Annotated in this window: 20 protein-coding genes; 8 read left to right on the top strand and 12 right to left on the bottom strand. The window is 73.8% G+C overall.

The window, feature by feature from the left end:
- Positions 1-3: 3 nt before the first annotated feature.
- Positions 4-2,028 carry a M3 family metallopeptidase gene (locus ACFCY1_RS01735; RefSeq protein WP_375873163.1) on the bottom strand — a complete coding sequence of 675 codons (2,025 nt, stop codon included), beginning with the start codon at positions 2,026-2,028 and terminating at the stop codon, positions 4-6.
- 206 nt (positions 2,029-2,234) lie between these two features.
- On the opposite strand from ACFCY1_RS01735, the gene ACFCY1_RS01730 reads away from it, so the two are divergent.
- Complete coding sequence (locus ACFCY1_RS01730; protein WP_074005551.1) at positions 2,235-3,947, top strand: bifunctional 3'-5' exonuclease/DNA polymerase; 1,713 nt, start codon at positions 2,235-2,237, stop codon at positions 3,945-3,947.
- Between the two features lie 36 nt (positions 3,948-3,983).
- Here ACFCY1_RS01730 and dhaM read toward each other — a convergent pair whose 3' ends face one another.
- Positions 3,984-4,376, bottom strand: coding sequence for a dihydroxyacetone kinase phosphoryl donor subunit DhaM (gene dhaM, locus ACFCY1_RS01725; protein ID WP_049659695.1), 393 nt, complete (start codon positions 4,374-4,376; stop codon positions 3,984-3,986).
- A 166-nt stretch (positions 4,377-4,542) separates the two neighbouring features.
- On the opposite strand from dhaM, the gene dhaK reads away from it, so the two are divergent.
- From dhaK to ACFCY1_RS01710, 3 genes are all read left to right on the top strand, one after another.
- Positions 4,543-5,538 carry a dihydroxyacetone kinase subunit DhaK gene (gene dhaK / locus ACFCY1_RS01720; RefSeq protein ID WP_375873162.1) on the top strand — a complete coding sequence of 332 codons (996 nt, stop codon included), beginning with the start codon at positions 4,543-4,545 and terminating at the stop codon, positions 5,536-5,538.
- A gap of 12 nt (positions 5,539-5,550) precedes the next feature.
- Positions 5,551-6,177, top strand: coding sequence for a dihydroxyacetone kinase subunit DhaL (gene dhaL / locus ACFCY1_RS01715; RefSeq protein ID WP_375873161.1), 627 nt, complete (start codon positions 5,551-5,553; stop codon positions 6,175-6,177).
- Positions 6,178-6,529: 352 nt separating this feature from the next.
- Complete coding sequence (locus ACFCY1_RS01710; RefSeq protein WP_375873160.1) at positions 6,530-7,447, top strand: aminoglycoside phosphotransferase family protein; 918 nt, start codon at positions 6,530-6,532, stop codon at positions 7,445-7,447.
- 37 nt (positions 7,448-7,484) lie between these two features.
- Here the strand turns inward: ACFCY1_RS01710 and ACFCY1_RS01705 are convergent, their stop codons facing one another.
- The 5 genes from ACFCY1_RS01705 to dxr form a co-directional block, all read right to left on the bottom strand.
- The gene (locus ACFCY1_RS01705) at positions 7,485-8,033 is read right to left on the bottom strand and encodes a GNAT family N-acetyltransferase (protein ID WP_375873159.1); all 549 of its coding nucleotides are present in this window, start codon (positions 8,031-8,033) and stop codon (positions 7,485-7,487) included.
- Positions 8,034-8,111: 78 nt separating this feature from the next.
- Positions 8,112-8,987: a GNAT family N-acetyltransferase gene (locus tag ACFCY1_RS01700; RefSeq protein ID WP_049651309.1), complete on the bottom strand. Its 876-nt coding sequence runs from the start codon at positions 8,985-8,987 to the stop codon at positions 8,112-8,114.
- A 208-nt stretch (positions 8,988-9,195) separates the two neighbouring features.
- Positions 9,196-10,356, bottom strand: a complete 1,161-nt coding sequence (ispG, locus tag ACFCY1_RS01695) for a flavodoxin-dependent (E)-4-hydroxy-3-methylbut-2-enyl-diphosphate synthase (protein WP_049651296.1) — start codon at positions 10,354-10,356, stop codon at positions 9,196-9,198.
- A 143-nt stretch (positions 10,357-10,499) separates the two neighbouring features.
- On the bottom strand, positions 10,500-11,804 hold the full coding sequence (locus tag ACFCY1_RS01690) for an RIP metalloprotease (RefSeq protein WP_049651297.1): 1,305 nt from the start codon (positions 11,802-11,804) through the stop codon (positions 10,500-10,502).
- 69 nt (positions 11,805-11,873) lie between these two features.
- Complete coding sequence (gene dxr, locus ACFCY1_RS01685) at positions 11,874-13,115, bottom strand: 1-deoxy-D-xylulose-5-phosphate reductoisomerase (protein WP_049651298.1); 1,242 nt, start codon at positions 13,113-13,115, stop codon at positions 11,874-11,876.
- Between the two features lie 68 nt (positions 13,116-13,183).
- Here dxr and ACFCY1_RS01680 point away from each other — a divergent pair, with 68 nt between their 5' ends.
- Entirely contained in the window at positions 13,184-13,852 is a 669-nt protein-coding gene (locus tag ACFCY1_RS01680; protein WP_117487826.1) for an NAD(P)H-binding protein, read from the top strand.
- Between the two features lie 131 nt (positions 13,853-13,983).
- On the opposite strand, the gene ACFCY1_RS01675 is transcribed toward ACFCY1_RS01680, so the two are convergent.
- The 3 genes from ACFCY1_RS01675 to ACFCY1_RS01665 form a co-directional block, all read right to left on the bottom strand.
- Positions 13,984-15,426: an aldehyde dehydrogenase family protein gene (locus ACFCY1_RS01675; protein ID WP_049651300.1), complete on the bottom strand. Its 1,443-nt coding sequence runs from the start codon at positions 15,424-15,426 to the stop codon at positions 13,984-13,986.
- Between the two features lie 180 nt (positions 15,427-15,606).
- Positions 15,607-17,175 carry a PucR family transcriptional regulator gene (locus ACFCY1_RS01670; protein ID WP_049651301.1) on the bottom strand — a complete coding sequence of 523 codons (1,569 nt, stop codon included), beginning with the start codon at positions 17,173-17,175 and terminating at the stop codon, positions 15,607-15,609.
- A gap of 153 nt (positions 17,176-17,328) precedes the next feature.
- Positions 17,329-19,431: an ATP-binding protein gene (locus ACFCY1_RS01665; protein WP_375873158.1), complete on the bottom strand. Its 2,103-nt coding sequence runs from the start codon at positions 19,429-19,431 to the stop codon at positions 17,329-17,331.
- 245 nt (positions 19,432-19,676) lie between these two features.
- Between ACFCY1_RS01665 and gabT the strand changes: the two genes are divergently transcribed.
- A complete protein-coding gene (gene gabT, locus ACFCY1_RS01660) occupies positions 19,677-21,017 on the top strand; it encodes a 4-aminobutyrate--2-oxoglutarate transaminase (protein ID WP_049651302.1) in 1,341 nt (446 codons plus the stop codon).
- A 482-nt stretch (positions 21,018-21,499) separates the two neighbouring features.
- Positions 21,500-22,162, top strand: coding sequence for a phosphatase PAP2 family protein (locus tag ACFCY1_RS01655; protein WP_375873157.1), 663 nt, complete (start codon positions 21,500-21,502; stop codon positions 22,160-22,162).
- On the opposite strand, the gene ACFCY1_RS01650 is transcribed toward ACFCY1_RS01655, so the two are convergent.
- Positions 22,135-22,467: a DUF2218 domain-containing protein gene (locus ACFCY1_RS01650; RefSeq protein WP_049651304.1), complete on the bottom strand. Its 333-nt coding sequence runs from the start codon at positions 22,465-22,467 to the stop codon at positions 22,135-22,137. The genes ACFCY1_RS01655 and ACFCY1_RS01650 overlap by 28 nt on opposite strands.
- A gap of 169 nt (positions 22,468-22,636) precedes the next feature.
- On the opposite strand from ACFCY1_RS01650, the gene ACFCY1_RS01645 reads away from it, so the two are divergent.
- Complete coding sequence (locus tag ACFCY1_RS01645; protein WP_375873156.1) at positions 22,637-23,158, top strand: MarR family winged helix-turn-helix transcriptional regulator; 522 nt, start codon at positions 22,637-22,639, stop codon at positions 23,156-23,158.
- Here ACFCY1_RS01645 and ACFCY1_RS01640 read toward each other — a convergent pair.
- Positions 23,073-24,014 (bottom strand): EamA family transporter, encoded by a 942-nt coding sequence (locus ACFCY1_RS01640; protein ID WP_375873307.1) that lies wholly within the window; start codon positions 24,012-24,014, stop codon positions 23,073-23,075. The two genes, ACFCY1_RS01645 and ACFCY1_RS01640, sit on opposite strands and share 86 nt — an antisense overlap.
- Positions 24,015-24,069 lie beyond the last annotated feature (55 nt).

Below are 24,069 nucleotides of genomic sequence, written 5' to 3'. Positions count from 1 at the left end.
CGGTCAGACCAGCCCCCGGCGGGCCAGCAGCGGCCCGGTCTCCGGTGCCCGGCCGACCACCGCGCGGAAGGACTCCAGCGGGTCCCGGCTGAACCCGCGCGCCAGCAGCTCGCGCCGGAACAGCTCACCGCTCTCCCGCACCGCGCGCCCGTTGGTCTCGAACCACTGCACGGTGTCGGCGTCCAGCACCTCCGACCAGATGTACGCGTAGTACGCGGCGCTGTAGCCGCTGGAGAAGATGTGCTGGAAGTACGTCGTCCGGTAGCGCGGCGGGACCGCGTCCACCGCGATCCCGGCCGCAGCGAGCGCCCGCGCCTCGAACTCCTCGGCGTCCGCGACCTCCTCGCCGCGCGGCACGGTGTGCCACGCCCAGTCCAGCAGCGTGGCCGCCAGGTACTCCACCGTCCGGAAGCCCTGCCCGAAGCCCTCGGCCGCCGTCATCCGCTCGACCAGCTCGGCCGGCAGCGGCTCCCCGGTCGCGTGGTGGCGGGCGTAGTTGGCCAGCACCTCCGGCCGGACCATCCACATCTCGTTGACCTGCGAGGGGAACTCGACGAAGTCCCGGGGCACCGAGGTGCCGGAGAACAGCGGGTAGCGCACGTCCGAGAACAGCCCGTGCAGCGCGTGCCCGAACTCGTGGAACAGCGTGCGCACCTCGTCCCAGTCCATCAGCACCGGCTCGCCGGGCGCCGGGCGCGGGATGTTGAGGTTGTTCAGCACCACCGGGCGCTGCCCGGTCAGCCCGGACTGGGCCACCATCGCGTCCATCCAGGCGCCGCCGCGCTTGGACGCCCGGGCGTGGAAGTCGCCGATGAACAGGCCCAGCGGGGTGCCGTCCTCCTCGAACACCTCGAAGACCCGGGCGTCCCGGTGGTGGGCCGTCAGCTCCGGCCGCTCGGTGAAGGTCACCCCGTACGCCAGGTTCGCGGCGAAGAACACGCCGTCCCGCAGCACCCGCTCCAGCTCGAAGTACGGGCGCAGCACGGCCGCGTCCACCTGGTAGGAGCTCTGCCGGACCTTCTCCGAGTAGTACGCCCAGTCGTGCGCGGCGATCTCCGTGATGCCGTCCGCGGCGGCCGCCCTGGCCAGCTCGGCGGCCTCCCGGCGGGCGTTGGCCACCGCCGGCTCCACCAGCCGGGCCAGCAGCGAGGAGACCGCCTCGACGGTGCCGGCCGTCTCGTCCGCCACCACGTACGCGGCGTGGCTCGGGTACCCGAGCAGCGCCGCCCGCTCGGCACGCAGCCCGGCCATCCGGATCGCCAGCGGGCCGTTGGCCTCGACGCCCCGGCCGAGCGAGGCGGCCAGCAGCCGCTCGCGCACCGCGCGGTCGGTGAGCTGGGCCAGCTCGGGCTGGCCGGAGGTGTTCTTCAGGCTCAGCACGTACCGGCCGTCGTGGCCCAGCACCCGGGCGTTCTCGGCGGCCCCGGCGATCGCGCCCCCGGACAGCCCGGCGAGCTCCTCGGCGGAGTCCAGGACCAGCGCGGCGGCCCGGGTGGCGGCGTTCACGTTCTGCTGGAACGTGGTGCCGAGCGCGGCGAGTTCGGCGTTCAGCTCGCGCAGCCGGGCCTGCTCGGCCGCGCCCAGCCGGGCGCCGGAGCGCACGAAGGCGGTGTACCGGCGCTCCAGCAGGCGCAGCGACTCCGGGTCCAGGCCGAGCCCGGCGCGGTCCCCGTACAGCGCCTCGATCCGGGCGAACAGCGCGAGGTCCAGGTGGATCGCGTCGTGGTGGGCGGCGAGCAGCGGGCTCACCTTCGCCTCCACCTCGTCCAGCACGTCGGTGGTGTCCGAGGAGGACTGGTTGCGGAACACCGCGTCGACCCGGCGCAGCAGCTCCCCGGAGCGCTCCAGGGCCACCAGGGTGTTCTCGAAGGTCGGCAGGCTCCGGTCCGCGGTGATCACCGCGATCTCGGCCAGCTGCTCGGCCATCCCCCGCTCGTACGCGGGCAGGTAGTGCTCCTCGCGGATCTCGGCGAACGGCGGGAGCTCGTAGACCAGCGGGCTGGCCTGGAAGAACGGGTTCACGGTCATTTCGCGAACCCTACGCCGTGTCCCGAGCCGTGCCCACGTGCTTTTACCGCCCCTCGCGGGGCCCGCGTGCCGCCCGTTGTCGTACCCACCCGTTAACGTCGACGCGCGGGCCCGTCGGTCGCGGGCCGCGGCGTGCCCGTCCGCGGGCCCGCGTCCCCGTACCCGTCCCCGCACGCCCGACCGCGCGCCGGAGAGGAGCAGCCCCCGTGGCACCCAGGACCGCCATCGCGCCCGATCCGCACGGCCCCGGCGGCCGGCTCCAGCCGCTGGACGACACGGGCCGGCCGCTCGGCCCGCCGGAGGCCGTCCGCGACCTCGCCACCGCCGTCGCCGCCCGGGAGGCCGCCGACCACCCGCGCTGGGTCTGGGCCGCCGCCGACTCCGGGTACGCCCCGCTGCTGCCGCGCCTGCCCGACCGGCTCGCCCGCTGCCACGACCTGCGGCTGGTCGAGGCGCTGCTGCTGGCGCACGAGGGCCGGTTCGGGGCGCCGCGCTCGCTCGGCGCCGCCTGGGCCCGGCTGCGGAACCTGCCCGTCCCGGCGGACCTGCCCGAGCCCGGCCTGGCCGACGCCGACGACGGCCAGGACACCCTGTTCGCCCCCGACCGGCTGCAACTGCCCCCCGGCGCCGACCCGTTGGAGGCCGTGGTCGCCGTCCACGCCGAACAGCAGCGCCGGATCGCCGCCATCGCCGACCCGGCCGCCCGGCAGCGCTTCCGGCTGCTGGTCGCCGCCGAGTCGGCCGGCGCCCTGGTGGCCGCCGAGACGGCCCACGACGGGCTGCCCTGGCGGGCCGACGTCCACGACCGGCTGCTGACCGAACTGCTCGGCCCCCGGCCGACCGTCCCCGGCACCCAGCCCAGGGTCCTCGCCGAGCTCGCCGTCGACCTCCAGCAGGCCCTCGGCGCCAAGCCGTTCAACCCCGACTCGCACACCCAGGTGCTGCGCGCCTTCGCCGAGGCGGGCATCCAGCTCGGCTCCACCCGCTCCTGGGAGCTCAAGGGCGTCGACCACCCGGCCGCGCAGCTGCTGGTCCGCTACAAGGAGCTGTCCCGGATCCACGTCGCGCACGGCTGGGCCTGGCAGGACGCCTGGGCCCGCGGCGGCCGGTTCCGGCCCGAGTACGTGGTCGGCGGCGTGGTCTCCGGCCGCTGGGCCAGCCGCGGCGGCGGCGCCCTGCAGATCCCGCGCATCCTGCGCCGCGCCGTGGTCGCCGACCCGGGCTGGCTGCTGGTCGTCGCCGACGCCGCCCAGCTGGAGCCCCGGGTGCTCGCCGCGCTCTCCCAGGACGCCGGGCTGGCCCGCACCGCCGCCGGCGGCGACCTGTACGAGGCGCTCGCCGCCCAGGCCTTCCAGGGCGACCGGGACAAGGCCAAGCTCGGCCTGCTCGGCGCCATGTACGGGCAGACCAGCGGCGACATCGGCCCGCTGCTGAACACCCTGCACCGCCGCTACCCGGCCGCGATGGGCTACGTCGAGGCCGCCGCCCGCACCGGCGAGGACGGCGGCGTGGTCGCCTCCCGGCTCGGCCGGGTCTGCCCGCCGGCCTCCGCCGACTTCCTCGACCTCACCGAGGGCGAGGGCGCGGGCGAGGCCGGCGGCCGCACCGCCCGCGCCCGCGGCCGCTTCACCCGCAACTTCGTCATCCAGGCCAGCGCCGCCGACTGGGCGCTGGCCCTGCTCGCGGCCCTGCGCCGCCGGCTGAACGAACTGCCCGCCGCGGGCCCGGAGGACCGCCCGCACCTGGTGTTCTTCCAGCACGACGAGGTGATCGTGCACACCCCGGCCAACCTCGCCGACGAGGTGGCCGCCGCCGTCGCCGAGGCGGCCGACGAGGCCCGCCGGCTGGTGTTCGGCGACACCCCGGTGCGCTTCCCGCTCAGCACGGCGGTGGTGGACTGCTACGCGGACGCCAAGTGAGCCGCGGGCACTGGACGACGCCCGGACACCGGGCCGTCAGAGCTTCCGGAACCCGCGCGCGTCCTCGGCCGCCGCGACCACCTCGGCCAGGCCCGCCCCGGTCGAGGCGGTGACGGCGGCGGCCACCGCTCCCTCCACGAACGGCGCGTCCACCAGCTGCACGCCCGGGCGCGGCTCGTCCTCCAGCACCGTGACGGCGGTGAGCACCGAGCTGCCGAGGTCCGGCAGCACGACCACGCCCGCCCCGGCGTCGGCCCGCGCGATCGCCCCGGCGATCAGGTCGTAGCTGGTGCCGAGCCCGCCGTCCTCGGTGCCGCCCGCGACGACCACCCGCACGCCGTCCGAGGCGAGTTCGCCGAGCAGCTCGCGCAGCCCCTCCGCGAGCCGGGCGCTGTGCGAGACCAGAACAATGCCCACGTTCTCACTCATGCGGCCGACCCTACGGCCGGAACCAGGTACTCCGGGAGAGTGATCGGAATCCCGCGTGTCGCACCCCGTGCCCACCACCCCCGTCTGGCGTAGCGTCGGGGCTACGGCGTCGCCGGCCGTGGCGTCCTCACCCAGGTCACCCAGGTCACCAAGGGAGCGAAGAGCGTTGAAGAAGCTGATCAACACCCCGGAGAGCGTCCTGGAGGACGCGCTGGCCGGGATCGCCGCCGCCCATCCGGAGCTGACGGTGGACGTCCCCAACCGGGTGATCACCCGGGCCGCCCGCCCGGCCGGCCCGAAGGTCGCGCTGATCTCCGGCGGCGGCTCCGGCCACGAACCGCTGCACGGCGGCTTCGTCGGCCCCGGCATGCTCGACGCCGCCTGCCCCGGCGAGGTCTTCACCTCGCCCGTCCCGGACCAGATGCTGGCCGCCGCCAAGGCCGTGGAGACCGGCGCCGGCGTGGTCTTCGTCGTGAAGAACTACACCGGCGACGTGATGAACTTCGAGCTCGCCGCCGAACTCGCCGCCGAGGAGGGCCTGGAGGTCCGCACCGTCCTGGTCAACGACGACGTCGCGGTCGAGGACTCCACCTGGACGGCCGGCCGCCGGGGCACCGGCGCGACCGTGCTGGTCGAGAAGACCGCCGGCGCGCTGGCCGAGCGCGGCGCCCCGCTGGACGAGGTGACCGCCCTGGGCGAGCGGGTCAACGCCGCCTCCCGCTCCTTCGCTGTCGCGCTCACCGCGGCCACCGTCCCGGCCGCCGGCAAGCCCGGCTTCGACCTGCCCGAGGACGAGATCGAGGTCGGCGTCGGCATCCACGGCGAGCCCGGCCGCCGCCGCGAGAAGCTCCGCCCGGCCCGCGAGCTGGCCGCCGAGGTCGTCGACACCATCCTGACCGACCACCACCTGACCCCGGGCGACGAGGTGATCGCCCTGCTCAACGGCCTCGGCGCGACCCCGCTGCTGGAGCTGTACGTGGTCTACGGCGAGGTCGCCGCCCGGCTCGCCGAGCGCGGCATCACGGTGGCCCGCAGCCTGGTCGGCAACTACGTCACCAGCCTGGACATGGCGGGCTTCTCGCTCACCCTCACCAAGGCCGACGCCGAGCTGCTGGAACTCTGGGACGCCCCGGTCGACACCCCCGCCCTCAAGCGGGCCTGAGGAGGACGCACGATGGACTTCGACACCCCGCTGGCCGAGGCCTGGGTCCGCGCGATCGCCGCGGCCGTCGAGAAGGAGCGGGCCCGGCTCACCGACCTGGACTCCGCGATCGGCGACGGCGACCACGGCAGCAACCTCCAACGCGGCTTCGCCGCCGCCCTGACCGCCCTGGACGGCCTCCAGCCCGCCGGCCCCGGCGCCGTCCTCACCAAGACCGGCACCACCCTCATCTCCAAGGTCGGCGGCGCCTCCGGCCCGCTCTACGGCAAGGCCTTCCGCGCCATCGGCGCCGCCCTGCCCGACCCGGCCGACCCGGCCGCCGTCGCCGAGGCCCTGTCCGCCGGCCTGGACGCCATCCGCCTCCTCGGCAAAGCCGCCCCCGGCGACAAGACCATCGTGGACGCCTGGACCCCAGCCGTCGCCGCCTTCCGCGCCACAGCCGCCACCGGCGCCGACCTCCCCACAGCGGCCGCCGCGGCCGCCGACGCCGCCGAACAGGGCGCCCGCGACACCATCCCCCTCCAGGCCCGCAAGGGCCGCGCCTCCTACCTCGGCGAACGCAGCATCGGCCACCAGGACCCGGGCGCCACCTCCACCGCCCTCGTCTTCCGCACCCTCGCCGACATCACCACCACCTGACCCCCACCCACCGCCCACACACACCCACCCCACCCCACACCACACCCACCCCACCCGCACCAGGGCCACCTCCCCCACCCCCACCCACCCGCACCAAGACCACCTCCCCCACCCCCACCCACCCGCCCCTCCCCCCGCGAGAGGGACGCGCTGCGGGAGGGGGTGGCGCAGGGGGTGGCCGCGGAGAGGGGCGTGACGGGTGATTTTCAGACTGCCAACGGTCTGAACGCCCCACCTCCAGGGTTGGCAGTCTGAAAATCATCCAGCCCCCGGAGCGGCCCCCCCCCGGGGGGCCCCCCCCCCCCCCCCCCCCCCCGGCGCCCCCCCCCCCCCCCCCCCCCACAATGGACCCATGTCGGGAGCCGAACCCACCATCACCGTCCCCACCTGGCTGACGCACAGCGTCACCGCCACCCAAGGCGAAGCCGCCCACCCCTGGCTCGCCACCCTCCCCGCCAGGACCGCCGCCCACCTCGCCGCCTGGAACCTCACCCTGGAACGGGTCCTCGACCCCGGCGGCAGCCTCAGCCTCGTCGCGTACGTCCACCGCGACGACCTCTCCCCCGCCGTCCTCAAGGTCGGCTTCCCCACCCCCGAGACCGTCCACGAGCACACCGCCCTGGCCCACTGGGCCGGCCGCGGAGCCGTCCTCCTGCTCGACTCCGCCCCCGCCGAGGGCGTCCTGCTGCTCGAACGCCTCCACGGCGGGATCCCGCTGCGCTCCCTCGCCGAGCCCAAGGCCATGCTGGAGGCCACCAGCCTGCTGCACCGCCTCTGGACGGAGCTCCCCGAGGGCCACCCGTTCCCCGCGCTCTCCCAGCGGGTCGACGCCGCCGCCCGTCTCGCGGAACTCCCCCACCCCGTCGCCGCCGAGGCGCGGCCGCTGATCGCCGAGGCCCTGGACACCGCCCGGGACCTGGCCGGCTCCGCCGACGAGTCCTTCCTCCTGCACGGCGACTTCCACCACGGCAACGTCCTGGCCGCCGACCGCGCCCCCTGGCTGGCCGTCGACCCGCGCCCGCTGGCCGGCGAACGCGCCTACGACCTGGCCCGGCTGGCGCTGGACCGCGCCGACACCCTGTTCGGTTCCCCCGGCGCCCCCGCCGCCGTCCGCCGCCGCCTGGGCCGGCTCTCCGAAGCCCTCGAGGTCGACCAGGACCGCCTCCGCGGCTGGACCCTCTTCCGCGCCGTCGACCTCGCGCTCCGCGCCCTCACCGCGGACCGCCGCGAGGACGCCGAGCTCTACCTCGAGTTCGCCGACACCCTCTGACCCGCGGGACCGCCAACTCCCCCCGCCCCGAGGGCAGTTACCTCCCGGCCCCCCGCAGGGGCAACGGCGCCCCCATCACCGCGTACAGCCGGTCCGTCGCCGGGAACCGCACCGCCCGCGCCAGGTCCCGGTACCCCAGCGCCCGGTAGAGCCGCCGCGCCGGCGTCTCCGCGTCGATCGCCGAGAGGATGCTCCGCTCCAGCCCCGACCCCTCGCACAGCGTCCGGATGATCCGCGAGCCGACCCCCTGCCCCTGGAACTCCGGCAGCACGTGCAGTTCGGTGACGGCGAAGACCCCGTCCAGCCAGTCCCCGTACCCGCGGGCGGCCAGGTAGGGCTCGATCACCGTGCTCCACCAGTGCTCCCGCTGGTTGGGCATCCCGTACCCGAACCCGACCAGCCGCCCCCCGCTCATCGCCCCGAGCGCGATCACCCCCGGCTGCTGGGCGTGCCGCCCCACGATGTGCAGCCGTACCGCGACCTCCTCGGGCGTCAGCCCGAACGCCACCGCCTGGACCTCCAGCGCCTGCGGCGCCCAGTCCGCGAGGTCGATGGCCCCGATCGTCACCCCGGTCAGCTGATCCATGCTCCGGACGTTACTACCAGCGGCCCCGCGGCGCGGCCGAAGATCCCAACAGCGCCCCGCGCGGCCCGAACGGGCCGCTCAGAACAGCACGCTCATGAACGCCCCGACCTCCTGGAACCCCACCCGCCGGTACGCGGCCCGGGCCCGCAGGTTGAAGTCGTTGACGTACAGCGACACCACCGGCGCCACCTCCCGCAACGCGACCTCCAGGACCGCCGCCATCCCCGTCTCGGAGAGCCCCCGCCCCCGGTGCTCCGGAGCGACCCAGACCCCCTGGATCTGGCAGGCCCCCTCCGTCACCGCCCCGATCTCCGCCTTGAAGACGACCTGCCCGTCCTCGCCGAACCGCGCGAACGACCGTCCGGTGGACACGAGTTCGGCCACCCGGGCCTGGTAGAGGAGCCCTCCGTCCCCGGCGAGCGGCGACACCCCCACCTCCTCGGTGAACATCGCCACGCAGGCCGGCATCAGGGTCTCGACCTCGTTGCGCCGCACCCTCCGCACCAGCGGATCCGGCGCGATCTCCGCCGACGGCACCGAGGTCGCCATCAGCGGCTGGTGCGCCCGTACGTCCCGGGGCGGGCCCCAACTGCGCTCCAGCAGCGCCCAGAAGGCCGCCGTGGCCGCCGCCGGCCCGACGATCGAGGAGCAGCGCCGCCCCTGGCGGCGGGCCCGTTCCGCGAACGCCGCGACCGCTTCCGGCCCGGCGTCGACCAGGACCAGGTTCGCCCCGGCGTAGCAGAGCGCGCCCAGCACGCCGTCCCCGTCGTACCAGCCCCACATCTCCCCGCCGAGCCGCCACGGGTCCAGCCCGACGGCCTCGACCCTGGTCGCGACGAAGGCGTTGGCCACCGGGTCGCGGTGGAGGATCTCCAGGGCCTCCGGCAGGTCCGGCGGCTCCAGCACGCGGGTGGTGGCCAGGGCCCGGGCGGCCTGGAAGGAGCTCGGGAGCATCACACCGCGATCGAGCATCGGGACAGCACCTCACTGAGACGACTCTGGCCGCACCCTACTCCGTGGCCCCACCCGGCTACGGCCGCGGGGCCGTCCGCGAACGGACGGCCCCGCTTCCGGAAAACACCGCGCGGACGCTCCCGCACGGTCAGGACAACCTACGGCTGTCGGAAACACGCTGCGCGGGGGCCGCTCCCCCCGCGGCCCTTCACTCCCCGGCGACCACGGTCGGCGCCCCCGCCTCGACACCCGCCGCCTGCATCTGCTCGGCGAGCTTGAGGGCCTCCTCGATCAGGGTCTCGACGATCTTCGACTCCGGAACGGTCTTGATGACCTCGCCCTTGACGAAGATCTGGCCCTTGCCGTTGCCGGAGGCGACCCCGAGGTCGGCCTCCCGGGCCTCGCCCGGGCCGTTCACGACGCAGCCCATGACGGCCACCCGCAGCGGCACCTCCATGCCCTCCAGCCCGGCGGTGACCTCCTCCGCGAGCTTGTAGACGTCCACCTGGGCGCGCCCGCAGGACGGGCAGGAGACGATCTCCAGGCCGCGCTCGCGCAGCCCGAGCGACTCCAGGATCTGGTTGCCGACCTTGATCTCCTCGGCCGGCGGGGCGGAGAGCGAGACCCGGATGGTGTCGCCGATGCCCTCGGCCAGCAGCGCGCCGAAGGCGACCGCCGACTTGATGGTGCCCTGGAAGGCCGGCCCGGCCTCGGTCACGCCGAGGTGCAGCGGGTAGTCGCACGCGGCGGCGAGCTGGCGGTAGGCGTTGATCATCACGACCGGGTCGTTGTGCTTGACCGAGATCTTGATGTCGCGGAAGTCGTGCTCCTCGAACAGCGAGCACTCCCACAGCGCCGACTCGACCAGCGCCTCCGGGGTGGCCCGGCCGTACTTCTCCAGCAGGCGCTTGTCCAGCGAGCCGGCGTTGACGCCGATCCGGATCGGCACGCCCGCGTCCTTGGCGGCCTTGGCGATCTCGCCGACCTTGTCGTCGAACTGCTTGATGTTGCCCGGGTTCACGCGCACCGCGGCGCAGCCGGCGTCGATCGCGGCGAAGACGTACTTGGGCTGGAAGTGGATGTCCGCGATGACCGGGATCTGCGACTTCTTGGCGATGATCGGCAGCGCGTCGGCGTCGTCCTGCGTGGGCACGGCGACCCGGACGATCTGGCAGCCGGACGCGGTGAGCTGGGCGATCTGCTGCAGCGTGGCGTTGATGTCGGAGGTGACCGTGGTGGTCATCGACTGCACCGAGACCGGGGCGTCGCCGCCGACCGGCACGTTGCCGACCATGATCTGCCGGGAGTAGCGGCGCTTGGCCAGCGGCTTGAGCGGCAGGGACGGAATACCGAGCGAGATCGCGGTCATGTGCGCAGGGTTCCCCGGGGTTGAGGTGTGGTCGACCGCCCGGCCGTGACACGGCCGAGGCCGGGCGCGCTGACGATCGCGCACCCGGCCTCCACGGTACGGCACCGCAACGGCGCCCAGCACACCCGTGGTACCCGAACGCCCTAACTGATCTTCACCGGGTTCACCAGGTCGGCGACCATCACCAGGAGCGTGAAGCCGATGAAGATGCTGGCCACCACGTACGCCACCGGCATCAGCCTGGCGACGTCGAACGGGCCCGGGTCGGGCCGCCTGAACAGCTGTGCGAAGCGGCGCCGGACCGCCTCCCAGGCCGCGCCGGCGATGTGCCCGCCGTCCAGCGGGAGCAGCGGCAGCATGTTGAAGAGGAAGAGCGACAGGTTGATGCCGGCCAGCAGGTTCACGAAGAACGCGATCCGCTGGGTGGCGGGCAGGTCGAGCGAGAAGACCTCGCCGCTGACCCGGGCCGCGCCGACCATGCCGACCGGGGAGTCCGGGTCGCGCGGGGCGTCGCCGACGACGGCGTTCCAGAGCCCGGGGATCTTGCCCGGCAGGGCGGCCAGCGACTTCACCCCGTTCTCGGCCATGTCGTACATCCGGTCCACCGACTGCCCGAAGCCGAGCTGGACGGTTTCGCTCTTCGGGGTGAACCCGAGGAACCCGGCCTGCACGGTCTGGCCCTTCAGCGGCACGCCCTTGCCGTCGTACTTCTGCACGTCGTTGACGGCGATGGTGGGCGTGAAGGTGAGCCGCTCGCCACCGCGCTCCACGACGATCGCCACCTGCTTGCCGGCCGACTTCCGGATGTCCGCCTGGAGCTGGTCGTAGTCGCGGATCCGGTCGCCGTCGAAGGAGAGCACCTTGTCGCCCTGGCGCAGCCCCACCTCGTTGGCCGGGGTCTTGGGCGCGTCGGCGGGGCAGGTGTCGGTGGGCTGGCCGGCCTTGACCACGCACTGGGCGACCGAGCCGATGGTCGGCACCGTCATCGAGACGCCGAAGCCCATCATGACGGTCAGGAAGAGCCCGAACGCCAGGACCAGGTTCATGAACGGCCCGGCGAACATCACGATCATGCGCTTCCACGGCTTGCGGGTGTAGAAGAGCCGGCTCTCGTCACCCTCCTGGAGCTCCTCGTAGGAGGCCTCGCGGGCGTCCTCGATCATGGTGCGCCAGGGCGAACTGCTGCGCTTGGTGATCCGGCCGTCCTCGCCCGGCGGGAACATCCCGATCATCCGGATGTACCCGCCGAACGGGATCGCCTTGATGCCGTACTCGGTCTCGCCCTTCCGGCGCGACCAGAGGGTCGGGCCGAAGCCGACCATGTACTGGGGCACCCGGATGCCGAACAGCTTGGCCGTGGAGAGGTGGCCGAGTTCGTGCCAGGCGATCGAGACGAGCAGCCCGATGACGAAGACCAGGATGCCGACCACCGTCAAAACCGTTGCCACCGCTGGTCCTCCGTCATGCCGCTCCGCTCATCGTCTCGTCCTACCGCAATCGGGGTCGTCGGTCGACCGTCAGCCGGCCGCCAGCTCGCGGGCCCGGGCGCGCGCCCAGTCCTCCGCGTGCAGGACGTCCTCGACCGTCAGGGAAGTTCCCGCCGCCGGAGCGCCGTCCCGCTGACCGTGCTCGGCCACGACCTTGGCAACAGTGTCCACGATTCCGGTGAAAGCGAGGCGGCCCTTCAGGAACGCCTCCACACACTCCTCGTTGGCCGCGTTGAACACCGCCGGGTTGGTACCGCCCAGGGTGCCCACCTCACGGGCCAGCTCGACCGCCGGGAAGGCCTCGTCGTCCAGCGGGAAGAACTCCCAGGTGGCGGCCCTGGTCCAGTCGCAGGCGGGGGCCGCGTCCGGCACCCGGTCCGGCCAGCCCAGGCCCAGCGCGATCGGCATCCGCATGTCCGGCGGGCTGGCCTGCGCCAGGGTCGAACCGTCGGTGAACTCCACCATCGAATGCACCACCGACTGCGGGTGGACCACGACCTCGATCCGGTCGAACGGCACGTCGTACAGCAGGTGCGCCTCGATCACCTCCAGGCCCTTGTTCACCAGGGTGGCCGAGTTGATCGTGACGACCGGGCCCATCGCCCAGGTCGGGTGCGCCAGCGCGTCCTGCGGGGTCACCCCGGCCAGCTGCTCACGGGTGCGGTTGCGGAACGGGCCGCCGCTCGCGGTGACCACCAGCTTGCGCACCTCGGCCCGGGTACCGCCGGCCAGCGCCTGGAACAGCGCCGCGTGCTCGGAGTCCACCGGCACGATCTGGCCCGGCTTCGCCACCGCCTTCACCAGCGGACCGCCGACGATCAGCGACTCCTTGTTGGCCAGCACCAGCACCCGGCCCGCCTTCAGCGCGGCCAGCGTCGGCCGCAGGCCGATCGACCCCGTGATGCCGTTCAGCACCGAGTGGCACTCCAGGGCAGCCAGCTCGGTCGCCGCGTCCGGGCCCGCCAGCACGGTCGGCAGCGCACCGCCCGCCGCCTTCGCGGCCAGCGCCTCGCGCAGCGCCGGGACGGCCGCCGGATCGGCCACCGCCACGGTGTGCACGCCCAGCCGCACCGCCTGCTCGGCGAGCAGCTCCACCCGACCGCCCGCCGCCGACAGGGCGACCACCCGGAAACGGTCCGGGTTGCGGAGCACCACGTCGATGGCCTGGGTACCGATCGACCCGGTGGAACCCAGGATCACCAGCTCCCGGGGGCCGGAGGGGTCCGCCACGGTGGGCGTGAAACGCAGCTGCGGGTGGGCGAGCGAAGTCATGCGCCCATTGTGTCCTGTTCGCGGCACTCCCCAGGACGACTTCCGACCCTTCGGACTACCGTCGGACCATGCGTACCGTCATCGCCGGGGGCCACGGACAGATCGCGCTCCACCTGGAACGGCTGCTCGCCGCCCGCGGCGAGCGCCCCGCCGGGATCATCCGCCGCCCCGAACAGGCACAGGACCTCGTCGACGCCGGCGCCGAGCCGCTGCTGCTCGACCTGGAGGCCGCCACCGCCACCCGGCTCGCCGCACTGCTCACCGGCGCCGACGCGGTGGTCTTCGCCGCCGGCGCCGGACCGGGCAGCGGCGCCGCCCGCAAGAACACCGTCGACCGGGACGCCGCCGTGCTGCTCGCCGACGCCGCCGAACTCGCCGGGGTCCGCCGGTACCTGATGGTCTCGGCGATGGCCGCCGACGCCCAGGCCCATTTCCCCGCCGACGAGGTCTTCGAGACCTACCTGCGGGCCAAGGGCGCCGCCGACGACGCCGTCCGGGCCCGCACCGCTCTGGACTGGACGGTGCTGCGCCCCGGACGGCTCACCGACGGCCCCGGCACCGGCCTGGTCCGGCTCGCCCCCTCCGTCGACCGCGGCGCGGTGGACCGGGCCGACGTCGCCGCCGTCCTGGCCGCCCTGCTGCGCGAACCGGGCACCGCCGGGCTGACCCTGGAGCTGGTCGCCGGGAACGCCACCGTCGAGGAGGCGGTCGCGGCGGCCGCCGGACACGACGGCTGAGCCCGCGCCGGGGCGCGAACGCGAAGAGGGCCCGGTTCGGCGAACCGGGCCCTCCCGCCTACGACGACACCGCGTCGGTCAGGGGCCTCACAGCCCCGGCGATCTCAGAGGTCTCTGAGGTCTCAGAGGCCTCAGAGGTCGAGACCGGTCAGGACCATGACCTTCTCGACGGTGTAGTCGTCCATCGCGTACTTGACGCCCTCACGGCCGACACCGGAGTCCTTGACGCCGCCGTACGGCATCTGGTCGGCACGGTAGGACGGCGCGTCGCCGATGATCACACCGCCGACCTCCAGCTCCCGGTGGGCGCGGAAGGCGGTCTGCAGGTCGTGGGTGAACACGCCCGCCTGGAGACCGAACGCCGAGTCGTTGACGGCCGCGAAGGCCTCGTCCACTCCGTCCACCCTGTGCAGCGACAGCACCGGGCCGAACACCTCGGCCTTGGCCAGGATCGCGTCACCGGGCAGGTCGGCCAGCACGGTCGGGGCGTAGGTCGCACCCTCACGGGTACCGCCGGTGAGCACCTTGGCGCCCTTGGCGACCGCGTCCTCGACCCAGGACTCGACGCGCTTCGCGGCGTTCTCGTCGATCAGCGGGCCGACGTCGGTCGCGTCGTCGGCCGGGTCACCGGTGACCTGCGCCCTGACCTTGGCGACGACCTTCTCCGCCAGCGCGTCGTACACCGAGGCGTCGGCGATCACCCGCTGCACCGAGATGCAGGACTGGCCGCCCTGGTAGTTCGCGAACATCGCGATCCGGGTGGCCGCCCAGTCCAGGTCGGCCTCCGAGGACCAGTCGGCGAGCACCACGGCCGCGGCGTTGCCGCCGAGCTCCAGGGTGCAGTGCTTGCGCGGCACCGAGTCCATGATCTGGTAGCCGACCTTGTCCGAACCGGTGAACGAGATCACCGGCAGGCGCTCGTCCTGCACCAGGGCCGGCATCCGGTCGTTCGGCACGGTCAGGATCGACCAGGAGCCGACCGGCAGGTCGGTCTCGGCCAGGATCTCGCCCAGCACCATCGCCGACAGCGGGGTCGACGGAGCCGGCTTCAGGATGATCGGGGCGCCGACCGCGATCGCCGGGGCGACCTTGTGGGCGACCAGGTTCAGCGGGAAGTTGAACGGGGCGATCCCCAGCACCACACCGCGCGGGAAACGGCGCACCACCGCGAAACGGCCCACGCCGCCCGGGTCGGTGTCCAGCCGCATGGTCTCGCCGTTGGTGCGGCGCGCCTCCTCGGCGGCCCAGCGGAAGACCGACACCGCGCGGCCGATCTCACCGCGGGCCCACTTGATCGGCTTGCCGTTCTCGGCGCTGACCAGCTGGGCGAGCTCCTCGGTGCGCTCGGTCAGCCGCTTGGCCACGTGGTCCAGGGCGGCGGCACGCTGGTGCGCCGGGGTGGCGGCGAACACCGGCAGCGCGGCCACGGCGGCGTCCAGCGCCTCCTCGACCTGCGCCTCGGTCGGGATGCTCACCTTGCCGACCAGACGGCCGTCCCAGCTGTTGTGCACCTCGAAGTCGGCGTCACCGCTCGCCCGGCGGCCGGCGAGCCAGAAATCGTACGTGGTGGTCACCGTGGTACCGGCCCTCTCCTCGTCTGTCCTACGGCCCACGGACGTGGGACCCGGTTTTGAGGGTAGGCGCGGCGGCGCGCCGACCGGATTGGCCGACTAGGAGCGTTCGCCCCCGGGGCCACTCCACCGCGTCCTACCGGCGCCCCGCGGGCCGCCGGAACCCCACGCCCCGCCGGCGCCTCACTCCTCGCCGGAGCGCAGCGCCAGCCACAGCTCCATCCGCACGTCCGTGTCGTCCAGCGACCGGCCCAACAGCTCCTCGACCCGGCGCATCCGGTAGCGCAGCGTGTGCCGGTGCACACCCAGGTCCGCCGCCGCCGCGTCCCACTGGCCGTGCCGCGACAGCCACGCCCGCAACGAGGCCACCAGATCCCCGCGGGCCGTCCGGTCGTGCTCCCGCAACGGCCGCAGCAGCCCCTCCGCGAAGGCCGTCACCGCGTCCTCGCCGAGCAGCGGCAGCAGCGACCCCGCGCCGACCTCCTCGTGGTCCACCGACCGGCGGCCACCGCGCAGCGCCACCGCCAGCGCCCGCTCCGCCTGCGCGTTCGCCGTCCCCGCCTCCTCCAGCGCGGCCGGCGCCGAGACGCCCAGCGACAGGCCCTCGTGCTCCTCCACCGCGCCCAGACAGGCCCGGTGCACCGCGCCGTTGTCCAGCGCCAGCACCATCAGCCGCGGCCCGTGCGCACCGTCCTCCCGCGCCACCAGCAGCTTCTCGCCCACCCGGGCACCCGCCTGCTCGGCCCGGTCGCCCAGCTCCCCGAGCGCCTCCGCGGCATCCGCGTTGGCCGGACCGGCCCCGGCCACCAGCACCCGTATCGTCCCCTCCGGCAGCCCCCCGAACAGCCCCACCGCCACCTGGCGGGCCGTCGCCACCTCACCGGCCAGCACCATCCGCAGCAGCGCCGCGCCCATCCGCTCCTCGGCCTGCCGCAGCTCCCGCGAACGCTCCAGGGTGAGGGTCAGCAGCGCCACCGCCGCGTTCAGCACGTACCGCTCGGTCGGCGTGATCCGGTCCTCGGTCCCGACCGCCAGGAAACCCCGGGCCCGCCGGTCCGCCCCCAGCGACTGGACCACCACGTAGTCCTCGTCCGCCGTGTCTATCCCCGGCGCGCGCCCCTGCAACGCCGCACTCGACGGCGCCGGACGCCGACGCAGCCGGTCCACCTCCGCCGCCAGCCGCCCAGCCCGGCGCGCCGCCCAGTCCGGCGCCACCACCGACAGCGCGCCCGACCCGTCGTACAGCGCCGCCCAGCCACCCAGCCGGGCCGCCAGCCGGCGCACCACCGCCGTCGTGCCGTCCTTGCCCAGCGCCGCCCGGGTCAGCTCCTCCTGCGCCTCGAAGCTGGTCGTCACCGCCTCGTACTGCTCCGCGGCCAGCGCCGCCGACACCACCTTGCTGATCGCGATGAACGGCGTCGGCTCCGGCACCCGCAGCAACGGCAGCCCGCGCTGCGCCGCCGCGTCCACCAGCGGCTGCGGCACCTCCGTGTGCGACAACCCCACCCCGAGCCCCAGCCCGACCACCCCCGCGTCGGCCAGCCGGTGCACGTACGCCTGCAACTGCGCCGCCGTACGGCCCAGCTTGATACCGGTGGTGAGCAGCAGCTCACCACCCTCCAGGAACGGCGTCGGGTCGTCCAGCTCACTGGTGTGCACCCAGCGGACCGGCCGCTCCAGGTGATCCGCACCGGCGAGGACCGTCAGATGGAGCGACGTGTTGCGGACGACGGAGGCGAGTGTGGGGGGCATGGCACCTTCGAAGGATCGACCTGACCGCGCCGTTGCGGCCGGGCGAGGAGAGGGACGTGGGACTGGTGAGGGTCTCTCCCCTTCATTATGGACGCCCCGGACAACCCGCACTGCCGAATCCACCTCGAAGGCGACTTCCCCCGCCGCCCGCCCTCAGCCCCTGAGGTCCACCAGCAGCGGCGGAACCTGCTCCCCCGACACCGCCGTCAACGACACCACCGCATGCCCCGCCGGCAACGCGTGCGCCAGATCCGACGGCGACCACCGCAACCGCTCCACATCCCGCGTCGTCACCGACTCCGTCTGCGCCGTCGTCCCCGACAACGCCTTCCGCCCGACCCGCCCCGCCCGCCGTATCACCCCACCGGAGGTGTCGGGGGTGTGGGTGACCTCCGTCTCGTGGACGACGTGCGTACCCCACGCCTCCGAGAAGAACTTCCCGTCCCAGGGAGCGATACCGGGGAAGACCATCCGACAGCCCACCGCCCCGAACAAGGGGGTCCTCAGCGATTCCGGCAGATCCATCAGGGTGCGGAGCAGCAGCACCGCGCCCGCATTGGCTCCCCGCATCCGCTGGAGGCCGCGAACGGTGTTCGCATCCAGTGCGGCGGACGCATCGTCCACCACAAGTCCGGCGAACAGAGAGCGGTCCTCGCGGCCGGCTGCCGCCACGACGAACTGTCCCACCACGAGACGGGAGAGGATCCGGGACGCCTCCGGGTGGCTCCGCTCGGGCAGCTTCACCCGAACCCGGAGAGGGTGGTCGAGCGCACGCATGGCGAAGGGAAGACGGCCTGTGCCGTCCGTGGCGAAGGCTCCTTCGAACGCCGGCCGGTCGAGCAGTGCCAAGCGGTCCGCAAGAAGGACCCCCGGGTCATCGGCGCGCTCCTGATGCCGCTGCCGGTACTCGAGGTCCCGCTCGTAGACCGACAACCGACCCGTTGTCCGAAGAGCCTTGACGAGCGGTTCCATCACGCCCGGCTCCCCGGAGAGAAGCGCCCGCAGTTCCCGGACCCCCGGGTAGCGCCCGTAGGCGGTGCTGAACGGTCCAACCACCTGTTGAAGGGTCGTCCGGGCGCTCTCCGCGCGCGCGATCAGTTCGTCCGGCAGCAACGCGTCCGCGAGTCTGGCGGCTGCCTCGTCGGGATCCTGCGTCGCTCCGTAGAGGTCCAACCCGTAGACCGAACCCGGCTCGCCCGGGGCGATCACCACGTCGTACCAGTCGTCCGGGCCGAGGTCCGCGTCCGCTGCGCCGACCACTACGACGCATGCCGTCCCAGCCAATGTCTGGAGGCACAGGGCCTCCGTGACGGGACGGGCGAGTCGAGCCGTCTTGCCGGTTCCGGCGGGGCCGACAGCCAGCAGCGACGTCCCCAAGACGGTCGGGTCCAAGGCGAATCCGGTCGACCGGTGGCCGTGCGGGTTCTTCACCACGTCCTGCGTCGTGCCGAGCCGCACCTGTTGCAGCAGCAGGTCGTGCCAGGCCTTCCTGGTCGCCAGGTCCCGGGCCTCCGAGGGATGCGCAAAAGCCGCAGCACCGCGTGCGAGCACCTGGTCGACGAATGCGGGGAGGAAGACGGCATCGGCCTGGGCGGACTCCCACGCCCGCTGGATCCGGACGTAGTCGACGTCCCCGGCCTTCGAGTGGTCCAGTTTCTCGGCCGCTGCCGACGCTCCGCCAGATCGCTGGGCGAACCACGGGTCGGCGGCGGGCAACAGCTCAGCGCCGCCAGCAGGCCTGGCCGGGGCGGGCCCCTCGTGGGTGATCGCCCGAGCAAGGACCGGAGCGACGTTCCTCCGCCACCCGGAACGTGTGAGGAACCGGCGGCCGACCTCGCGCCACCGGCCGGTACGCCAGAACACCGCGGCCGCGCAACCGATGGTGACCAGGTTGATGAGGACCTGGACGGTGTTGAACTGCTCCGGCGACGTCCCGGCGAACCCTCCGAGGAGTCCCACCACCCACACGAGCACGAACGTACCGATGTAGTAGGTCGCGACAGTGGCGACAAGGTTCAGGACGGCACGCCACAGCAGCTGCCCGGTCGGAACCTTCGCCTCCTCCGCCTCGGTGGGATCGGTCCACTTGTAGCCCTGCCGGAAAATCCCGGGAGCTGCCTCCGGCCGAGGAATCGCCACCCACACCGGAAGGTCGAAGGCCCCGTCCGAGCCCGCCGCGGGCCGTTGGTGGGGCAGGGGGGTCGGGGGTCTGGTGGTGGTGCGCTCGCCGTGGTGGTGTGCCCCGTCCTGTGCCATGTACGGTCCCGTTCCCTCGCCCGCCCGCCCGGCCCGACCGCCGTCGGTGCCGCCATACCCATGCCGCCGTACCGGCGACACGCCCGCGCTCAGGGTAGTGGAGCGCGGCCTGCGGGTAGTCGCGCCACCCGCGCTGGCCGTGCCGGACAAGTCGGACGGCGCACTGCTACCGAGTGGCGCGTGCCGGGGTGGGGAGGGCGGCCGTAGCCTGCGAAGCACCGAGCCGAGAAGTCTGGAGATACCCCATGAGCGCCGCAACGCCGCTCCCGCAGGAGCGCCGCCTGGTCACCGCGATCCCCGGTCCGAAGTCGCAGGAGCTGCACGCCCGCAAGCTGGGTGCGGTGGCGGCCGGTGTCGGCACCACCCTGCCGGTGTACGTGTCCCGTGCCAACGGCGGCGTGCTGGAGGACGTGGACGGCAACTCGCTGATCGACTTCGGTTCCGGCATCGCCGTGACCAATGTCGGCAACAGCGCCGAGGCCGTGGTGGCCCGGACGACCGAGCAGCTGGCCAGCTTCACGCACACCTGTTTCATGGTGACCCCGTACGAGGGTTACGTGGCCGTCGCCGAGCAGCTGAACGAGCTGACCCCGGGTGACCACGAGAAGCGCACCGCGCTGTTCAACTCGGGCTCCGAGGCCGTCGAGAACGCGGTGAAGATCGCCCGCGCCTACACCAAGCGCCAGGCCATCGTGGTGTTCGACCACGGCTACCACGGCCGCACCAACCTGACGCTGGCGCTGACGGCGAAGAACATGCCGTACAAGCAGGGCTTCGGTCCGTTCGCCCCCGAGGTCTACCGGGTGCCGGTCGCCTACCCGTACCGCTGGCTGACGGGTGCGGAGAACGCCGCCGCCGAGGCCGCCGCCCAGGCGATCGACACCATCAACAAGCAGATCGGTGCCGAGAACGTCGCCGCGATCATCATCGAGCCGATCCAGGGCGAGGGCGGCTTCATCGAGCCGGCCAAGGGCTTCCTGCCGGCGATCGTGGAGTTCGCGAAGGCGAACGGCATCGTGTTCGTCGCGGACGAGATCCAGACCGGCTTCTGCCGCACCGGCCAGTGGTTCGCGTGCGAGGACGAGGGCATCGTCCCGGACCTGATCACCACCGCCAAGGGCATCGCCGGCGGTCTGCCGCTGTCCGCGCTGACCGGCCGCGCCGAGATCATGGACGCCGCGCAGACCGGTGGTCTGGGTGGCACCTACGGCGGCAACCCGGTGGCGTGTGCCGCCGCGCTGGGTGCCATCGAGACCATGAAGGAGCAGGACCTCAACGGCAAGGCGCAGCGGATCGGCGAGATCATGCTGGGCCGCCTGCGGGCCATGCAGGAGAAGTACGAGATCATCGGCGAGGTCCGCGGCCGCGGCGCGATGATCGCCGTCGAGCTGGTGAAGCCGGGTGGCAAGGAGCCGAACGCGGAGGTCACCGCGGCCATCGCCAAGGCGTGCCACGCGGAGGGCCTGGTCGTGCTGACCGCCGGCACCTACGGCAACGTGCTGCGCTTCCTGCCGCCGCTGGTCATGCCGGAGCACCTGCTGAACGAGGGCCTGGACATCCTGGAGGGCGCGTTCGCCGCTCTCTGAGCGGTGTCGCCCGTCAGGTCGTGAACCCCCTTCCGGAGGGTTGTCCGGACAGCGCTGAACGGCCCGTGGGGACCTCTGGTCCGCACGGGCCGTTCGGTTGTCCGGGCGCGTCGCGCGGGCGGCCGGGGCATGATCGACGGGGCGCCTCCGAGGTTGCCCCGCGCAGGGTGAAGATGGTGTGCGGAATCGCTGAAGGCGCTCGGCGCGGAAGGGCTGTTGACGTAGTGTCATCGCAGATGGACAGCGAGCCTCAGCCATGGGCGCGGCCGTCCGCGGGGCCCCCTCCGGGGCCGGTTCCGCGGGTGCCGAACGAGGACGACCAGGTCGGCCCGGGAGGGCCGGCGCACACCGAAGGCCGATCGACCGACCGTCCGACCCACACCCCCCGGGGCGCACGGAACGGCGATCATCAGGGCCGCCCCGGAGCTCTCCCCCCTGCTCCGGGGCGGCTGTCCGTCGTCCTGGGCCGGGTGGCCCGGTCGGTGGCCGTCCCGGTGACGGCGGCGGTGCTGCTGGTGGTGGTGTCCTGGCAGGTCGCGGTGGAGGGGCCGCTGCTCGGCGTGGACCGTTCGGTCCGCCGGGCCGTCCGTACGGCCCACCGGGACGTCCCGGACGCGCTGCTCGACCGGCTCGGCCACTTCCTGTCGGACCTGGGCGGCGGCGTCCCGGCGGTCCCGGTGCTGCTGCTGGCCGGCGCGTTGGCGGCTTGGCGGGGGCGCCGGGCCGGGGCCGGGCGCTGGTGGCTGCCGCTGCCGGTGGCGGCGCTGACCTCGGTGCTGATCCCGCTGCTGGTGGTCCCGGCGAAGTCGGCCTTCGCCAGGCCCGGTCCGCTCGGGGAGCCGCTGGCGGCGGGCCAGTGGGGCTGGTACCCGTCCGGGCACACCGCGACCGCGGCGATCTCGTACGGGGTGGCGGCGCTGCTGCTGGCCCGGGTGGCGGGGCCGCGCGCCGCCCGGGGGCTGGCGGCGGGTGCGGCGCTGCTGTCGCTCGGGGTGGGCGCGGGTCTGGTGTGGAGCGACTTCCACTGGCTGCTGGACGTGGTGGCGAGTGGGTGCCTGGCCGTCCTGGTGCTGTGGCCGCTGGCCCGGTGGCTGCCCGGGCCGGGTGCCGGGGGCGGTCAGGCCTCGGGGTCCTCGTTGCGGTGAACCAGGCCGGGCTCGCCGTTGTCCCGGTGCCACTCGATGACGAGTTCGTCGCGGGCGCCGAAGCGGACCAGGTGGCGGCCGACGACGTCCTCCAGGCCGGGCAGCTTGTCGCGCTCGCCCTCGACGGTGAGCAGCAGCGCGTCCGGCTGGGCCTCCAGGGTGGCGGTGCCGGCGCCGAAGACCATCGTGCCGCGGCCGGTCTCCTCGGAGTAGACGGCCTCGATCTTGCGCCCCATGTGGGCGGTGAGCTGCTTGGCGTAACGGCCCGGGCGGTCGGTGGCGACGCGGGCTTCGGAGCGGGGCATGGGCCCTCCATTGGTCGGGGACGGGAACTTAGGGTTCCCTCACTTGGGAGCAACGCTAACCCAGATACTGAGCCAAGCTCAACATATTTCCGCGATCGTCTTCCGCCGCCCGCCACGGGCCCCGGACCGACGGCTACCCTTGGGCGGACGCCAGCCGAGGAGACCGCCGATGACCACCACGCCGACCGACGAACCGGCGGACCCCTCCCCCGGCCCCCGGCCCGGCGCCCCGGGCACCGCCGCCGAGCTGGCCGACGCGATGACCAGGGCGATCAAGCGGATCCGCCGTCAGACCGGCTGGCGGCTGGAGCCGTACGGCATCACCCCCGGCCAGGCCCGGGCCCTGCGCACGCTCGCCCACGTGCCCGGCTGCGAGACGCCGGACCACGCGATGCGGCTGAGCGACCTCGCCGACAAGCTGCACATCGCCCCGCGCTCGGCGACCACCGTGGTCGACGCGCTGGAGGAGGCCGGCCTGGTCGAGCGCAGCCCCGACCCGGCCGACCGGCGGGCGGTGCGGATCCTGCTGACCGAGGCCGGACGGGCGGCGGTGGAGCGGATCGGGCAGGTCCGGGACGAGGTGGCCCAGGAGTACTTCGGCGAGGTCAGCCCCGCCGACGAGGAGGTGCTGCTGCGGGTGCTGCGCTCCGCCGAGGCCCGCTTCCTCGCAGCCGGGCCGCCACGGCGGTAGCGGCACCGGGACGCAGCGCGGTGATCCCGATCCCGGTGATCACCAGCAGCGCGGCCGCGGCGGCCGTCGGGCTGATCCGCTCGCCGAGCAGCAGCCAGGCCGAGGACATCCCGAACACCGGCACCAGCAGCGAGTAGGGCGCGACGGCGGTCGCGTCGTAGCTGCGCAGCAGGAAGCTCCAGGCGACGAAGCCGAGCAGGGTGGAGACCAGCCCGACGTAGCCGATCGCCCCCAGTCCGGCCGGGGTGATGTCGCGCAGGGCGCGCAGGTCCGCCTCGGGGCCCTCGACCAGCAGGGACAGGCCCAGCAGCGGCAGCGGCGGGACGGCGCTGACCCAGACCATCCAGCGCAGCGCGTCCGGCGGCGCGGCCCTGCGGGTCAGCACGTTGGCCAGCCCCCACGCGACGGCGGCCAGGACGACCAGGGCGAAGGCCCCGAGCGGGCCGCCGGCGCCCTGGTCCCAGGCGCTCAGCGCGATGCCGGCGAAGGCGACCGCCAGGCCCGCCAGCCGCTGCCCGCCGGGGCGTTCGCGCAGCAGCACGGCGGCGAACAGCGCGGTGAAGCCGGCCTGCCCCTGGAGCACCAGCGAGGAGAGCCCGGCCGTCATCCCGGCGTGCATGCCGAGGAAGAGCAGCCCGAACTTGACCACCCCGAGGACCACGCCGACCGCCAGCACCCAGCGCCAGGCCACCTTGGGCGGGCCGACGAAGAAGACCGCCGGCACCGCGACGACGGCGAACCGCAGGGCGCAGAAGAGCAGCGGCGGGAAGTTGTCCAGGCCGACGTGGATCAGGACGAAGTTGAGGCCCCAGACGGCGGCCACCAGGACGGCCAGGGCGATGTGGCGGGGGCTCATGCCGCCCCGGCCGCCGGTGCCGGTCGTGCCGGTCGTGCTGCCTGTACTGCTCATG

The sequence above is a fragment of the Kitasatospora sp. NPDC056273 genome, from assembly GCF_042268845.1.
In the GTDB taxonomy this organism is placed as follows: domain Bacteria; phylum Actinomycetota; class Actinomycetes; order Streptomycetales; family Streptomycetaceae; genus Kitasatospora.
The sequence above is the reverse complement of the archived record's forward strand: the minus strand, read 5'-3'. Positions and strand labels throughout refer to the sequence as shown.

Excerpts from the sequence above, each read along its gene's own strand:
- ACFCY1_RS01670 (WP_049651301.1), bottom strand. The coding sequence starts at position 17,175 with ATGCCCCCCACACTCGCCTCCGTCGTCCGCAACACGTCGCTCCATCTG.
- ACFCY1_RS01735 (WP_375873163.1), bottom strand. The coding sequence starts at position 2,028 with ATGACCGTGAACCCGTTCTTCCAGGCCAGCCCGCTGGTCTACGAGCTC.
- gabT (WP_049651302.1), top strand. The coding sequence starts at position 19,677 with ATGAGCGCCGCAACGCCGCTCCCGCAGGAGCGCCGCCTGGTCACCGCG.
- ACFCY1_RS01705 (WP_375873159.1), bottom strand. The coding sequence starts at position 8,033 with ATGGATCAGCTGACCGGGGTGACGATCGGGGCCATCGACCTCGCGGAC.
- ACFCY1_RS01680 (WP_117487826.1), top strand. The coding sequence starts at position 13,184 with ATGCGTACCGTCATCGCCGGGGGCCACGGACAGATCGCGCTCCACCTG.
- ACFCY1_RS01645 (WP_375873156.1), top strand. The coding sequence starts at position 22,637 with ATGACCACCACGCCGACCGACGAACCGGCGGACCCCTCCCCCGGCCCC.
- ACFCY1_RS01650 (WP_049651304.1), bottom strand. The coding sequence starts at position 22,467 with ATGCCCCGCTCCGAAGCCCGCGTCGCCACCGACCGCCCGGGCCGTTAC.
- dxr (WP_049651298.1), bottom strand. The coding sequence starts at position 13,115 with ATGACTTCGCTCGCCCACCCGCAGCTGCGTTTCACGCCCACCGTGGCG.
- ACFCY1_RS01665 (WP_375873158.1), bottom strand. The coding sequence starts at position 19,431 with ATGGCACAGGACGGGGCACACCACCACGGCGAGCGCACCACCACCAGA.
- ACFCY1_RS01700 (WP_049651309.1), bottom strand. The coding sequence starts at position 8,987 with ATGCTCCCGAGCTCCTTCCAGGCCGCCCGGGCCCTGGCCACCACCCGC.
- ACFCY1_RS01710 (WP_375873160.1), top strand. The coding sequence starts at position 6,530 with ATGTCGGGAGCCGAACCCACCATCACCGTCCCCACCTGGCTGACGCAC.
- dhaL (WP_375873161.1), top strand. The coding sequence starts at position 5,551 with ATGGACTTCGACACCCCGCTGGCCGAGGCCTGGGTCCGCGCGATCGCC.
- ACFCY1_RS01640 (WP_375873307.1), bottom strand. The coding sequence starts at position 24,014 with ATGAGCCCCCGCCACATCGCCCTGGCCGTCCTGGTGGCCGCCGTCTGG.
- ispG (WP_049651296.1), bottom strand. The coding sequence starts at position 10,356 with ATGACCGCGATCTCGCTCGGTATTCCGTCCCTGCCGCTCAAGCCGCTG.
- dhaM (WP_049659695.1), bottom strand. The coding sequence starts at position 4,376 with ATGAGTGAGAACGTGGGCATTGTTCTGGTCTCGCACAGCGCCCGGCTC.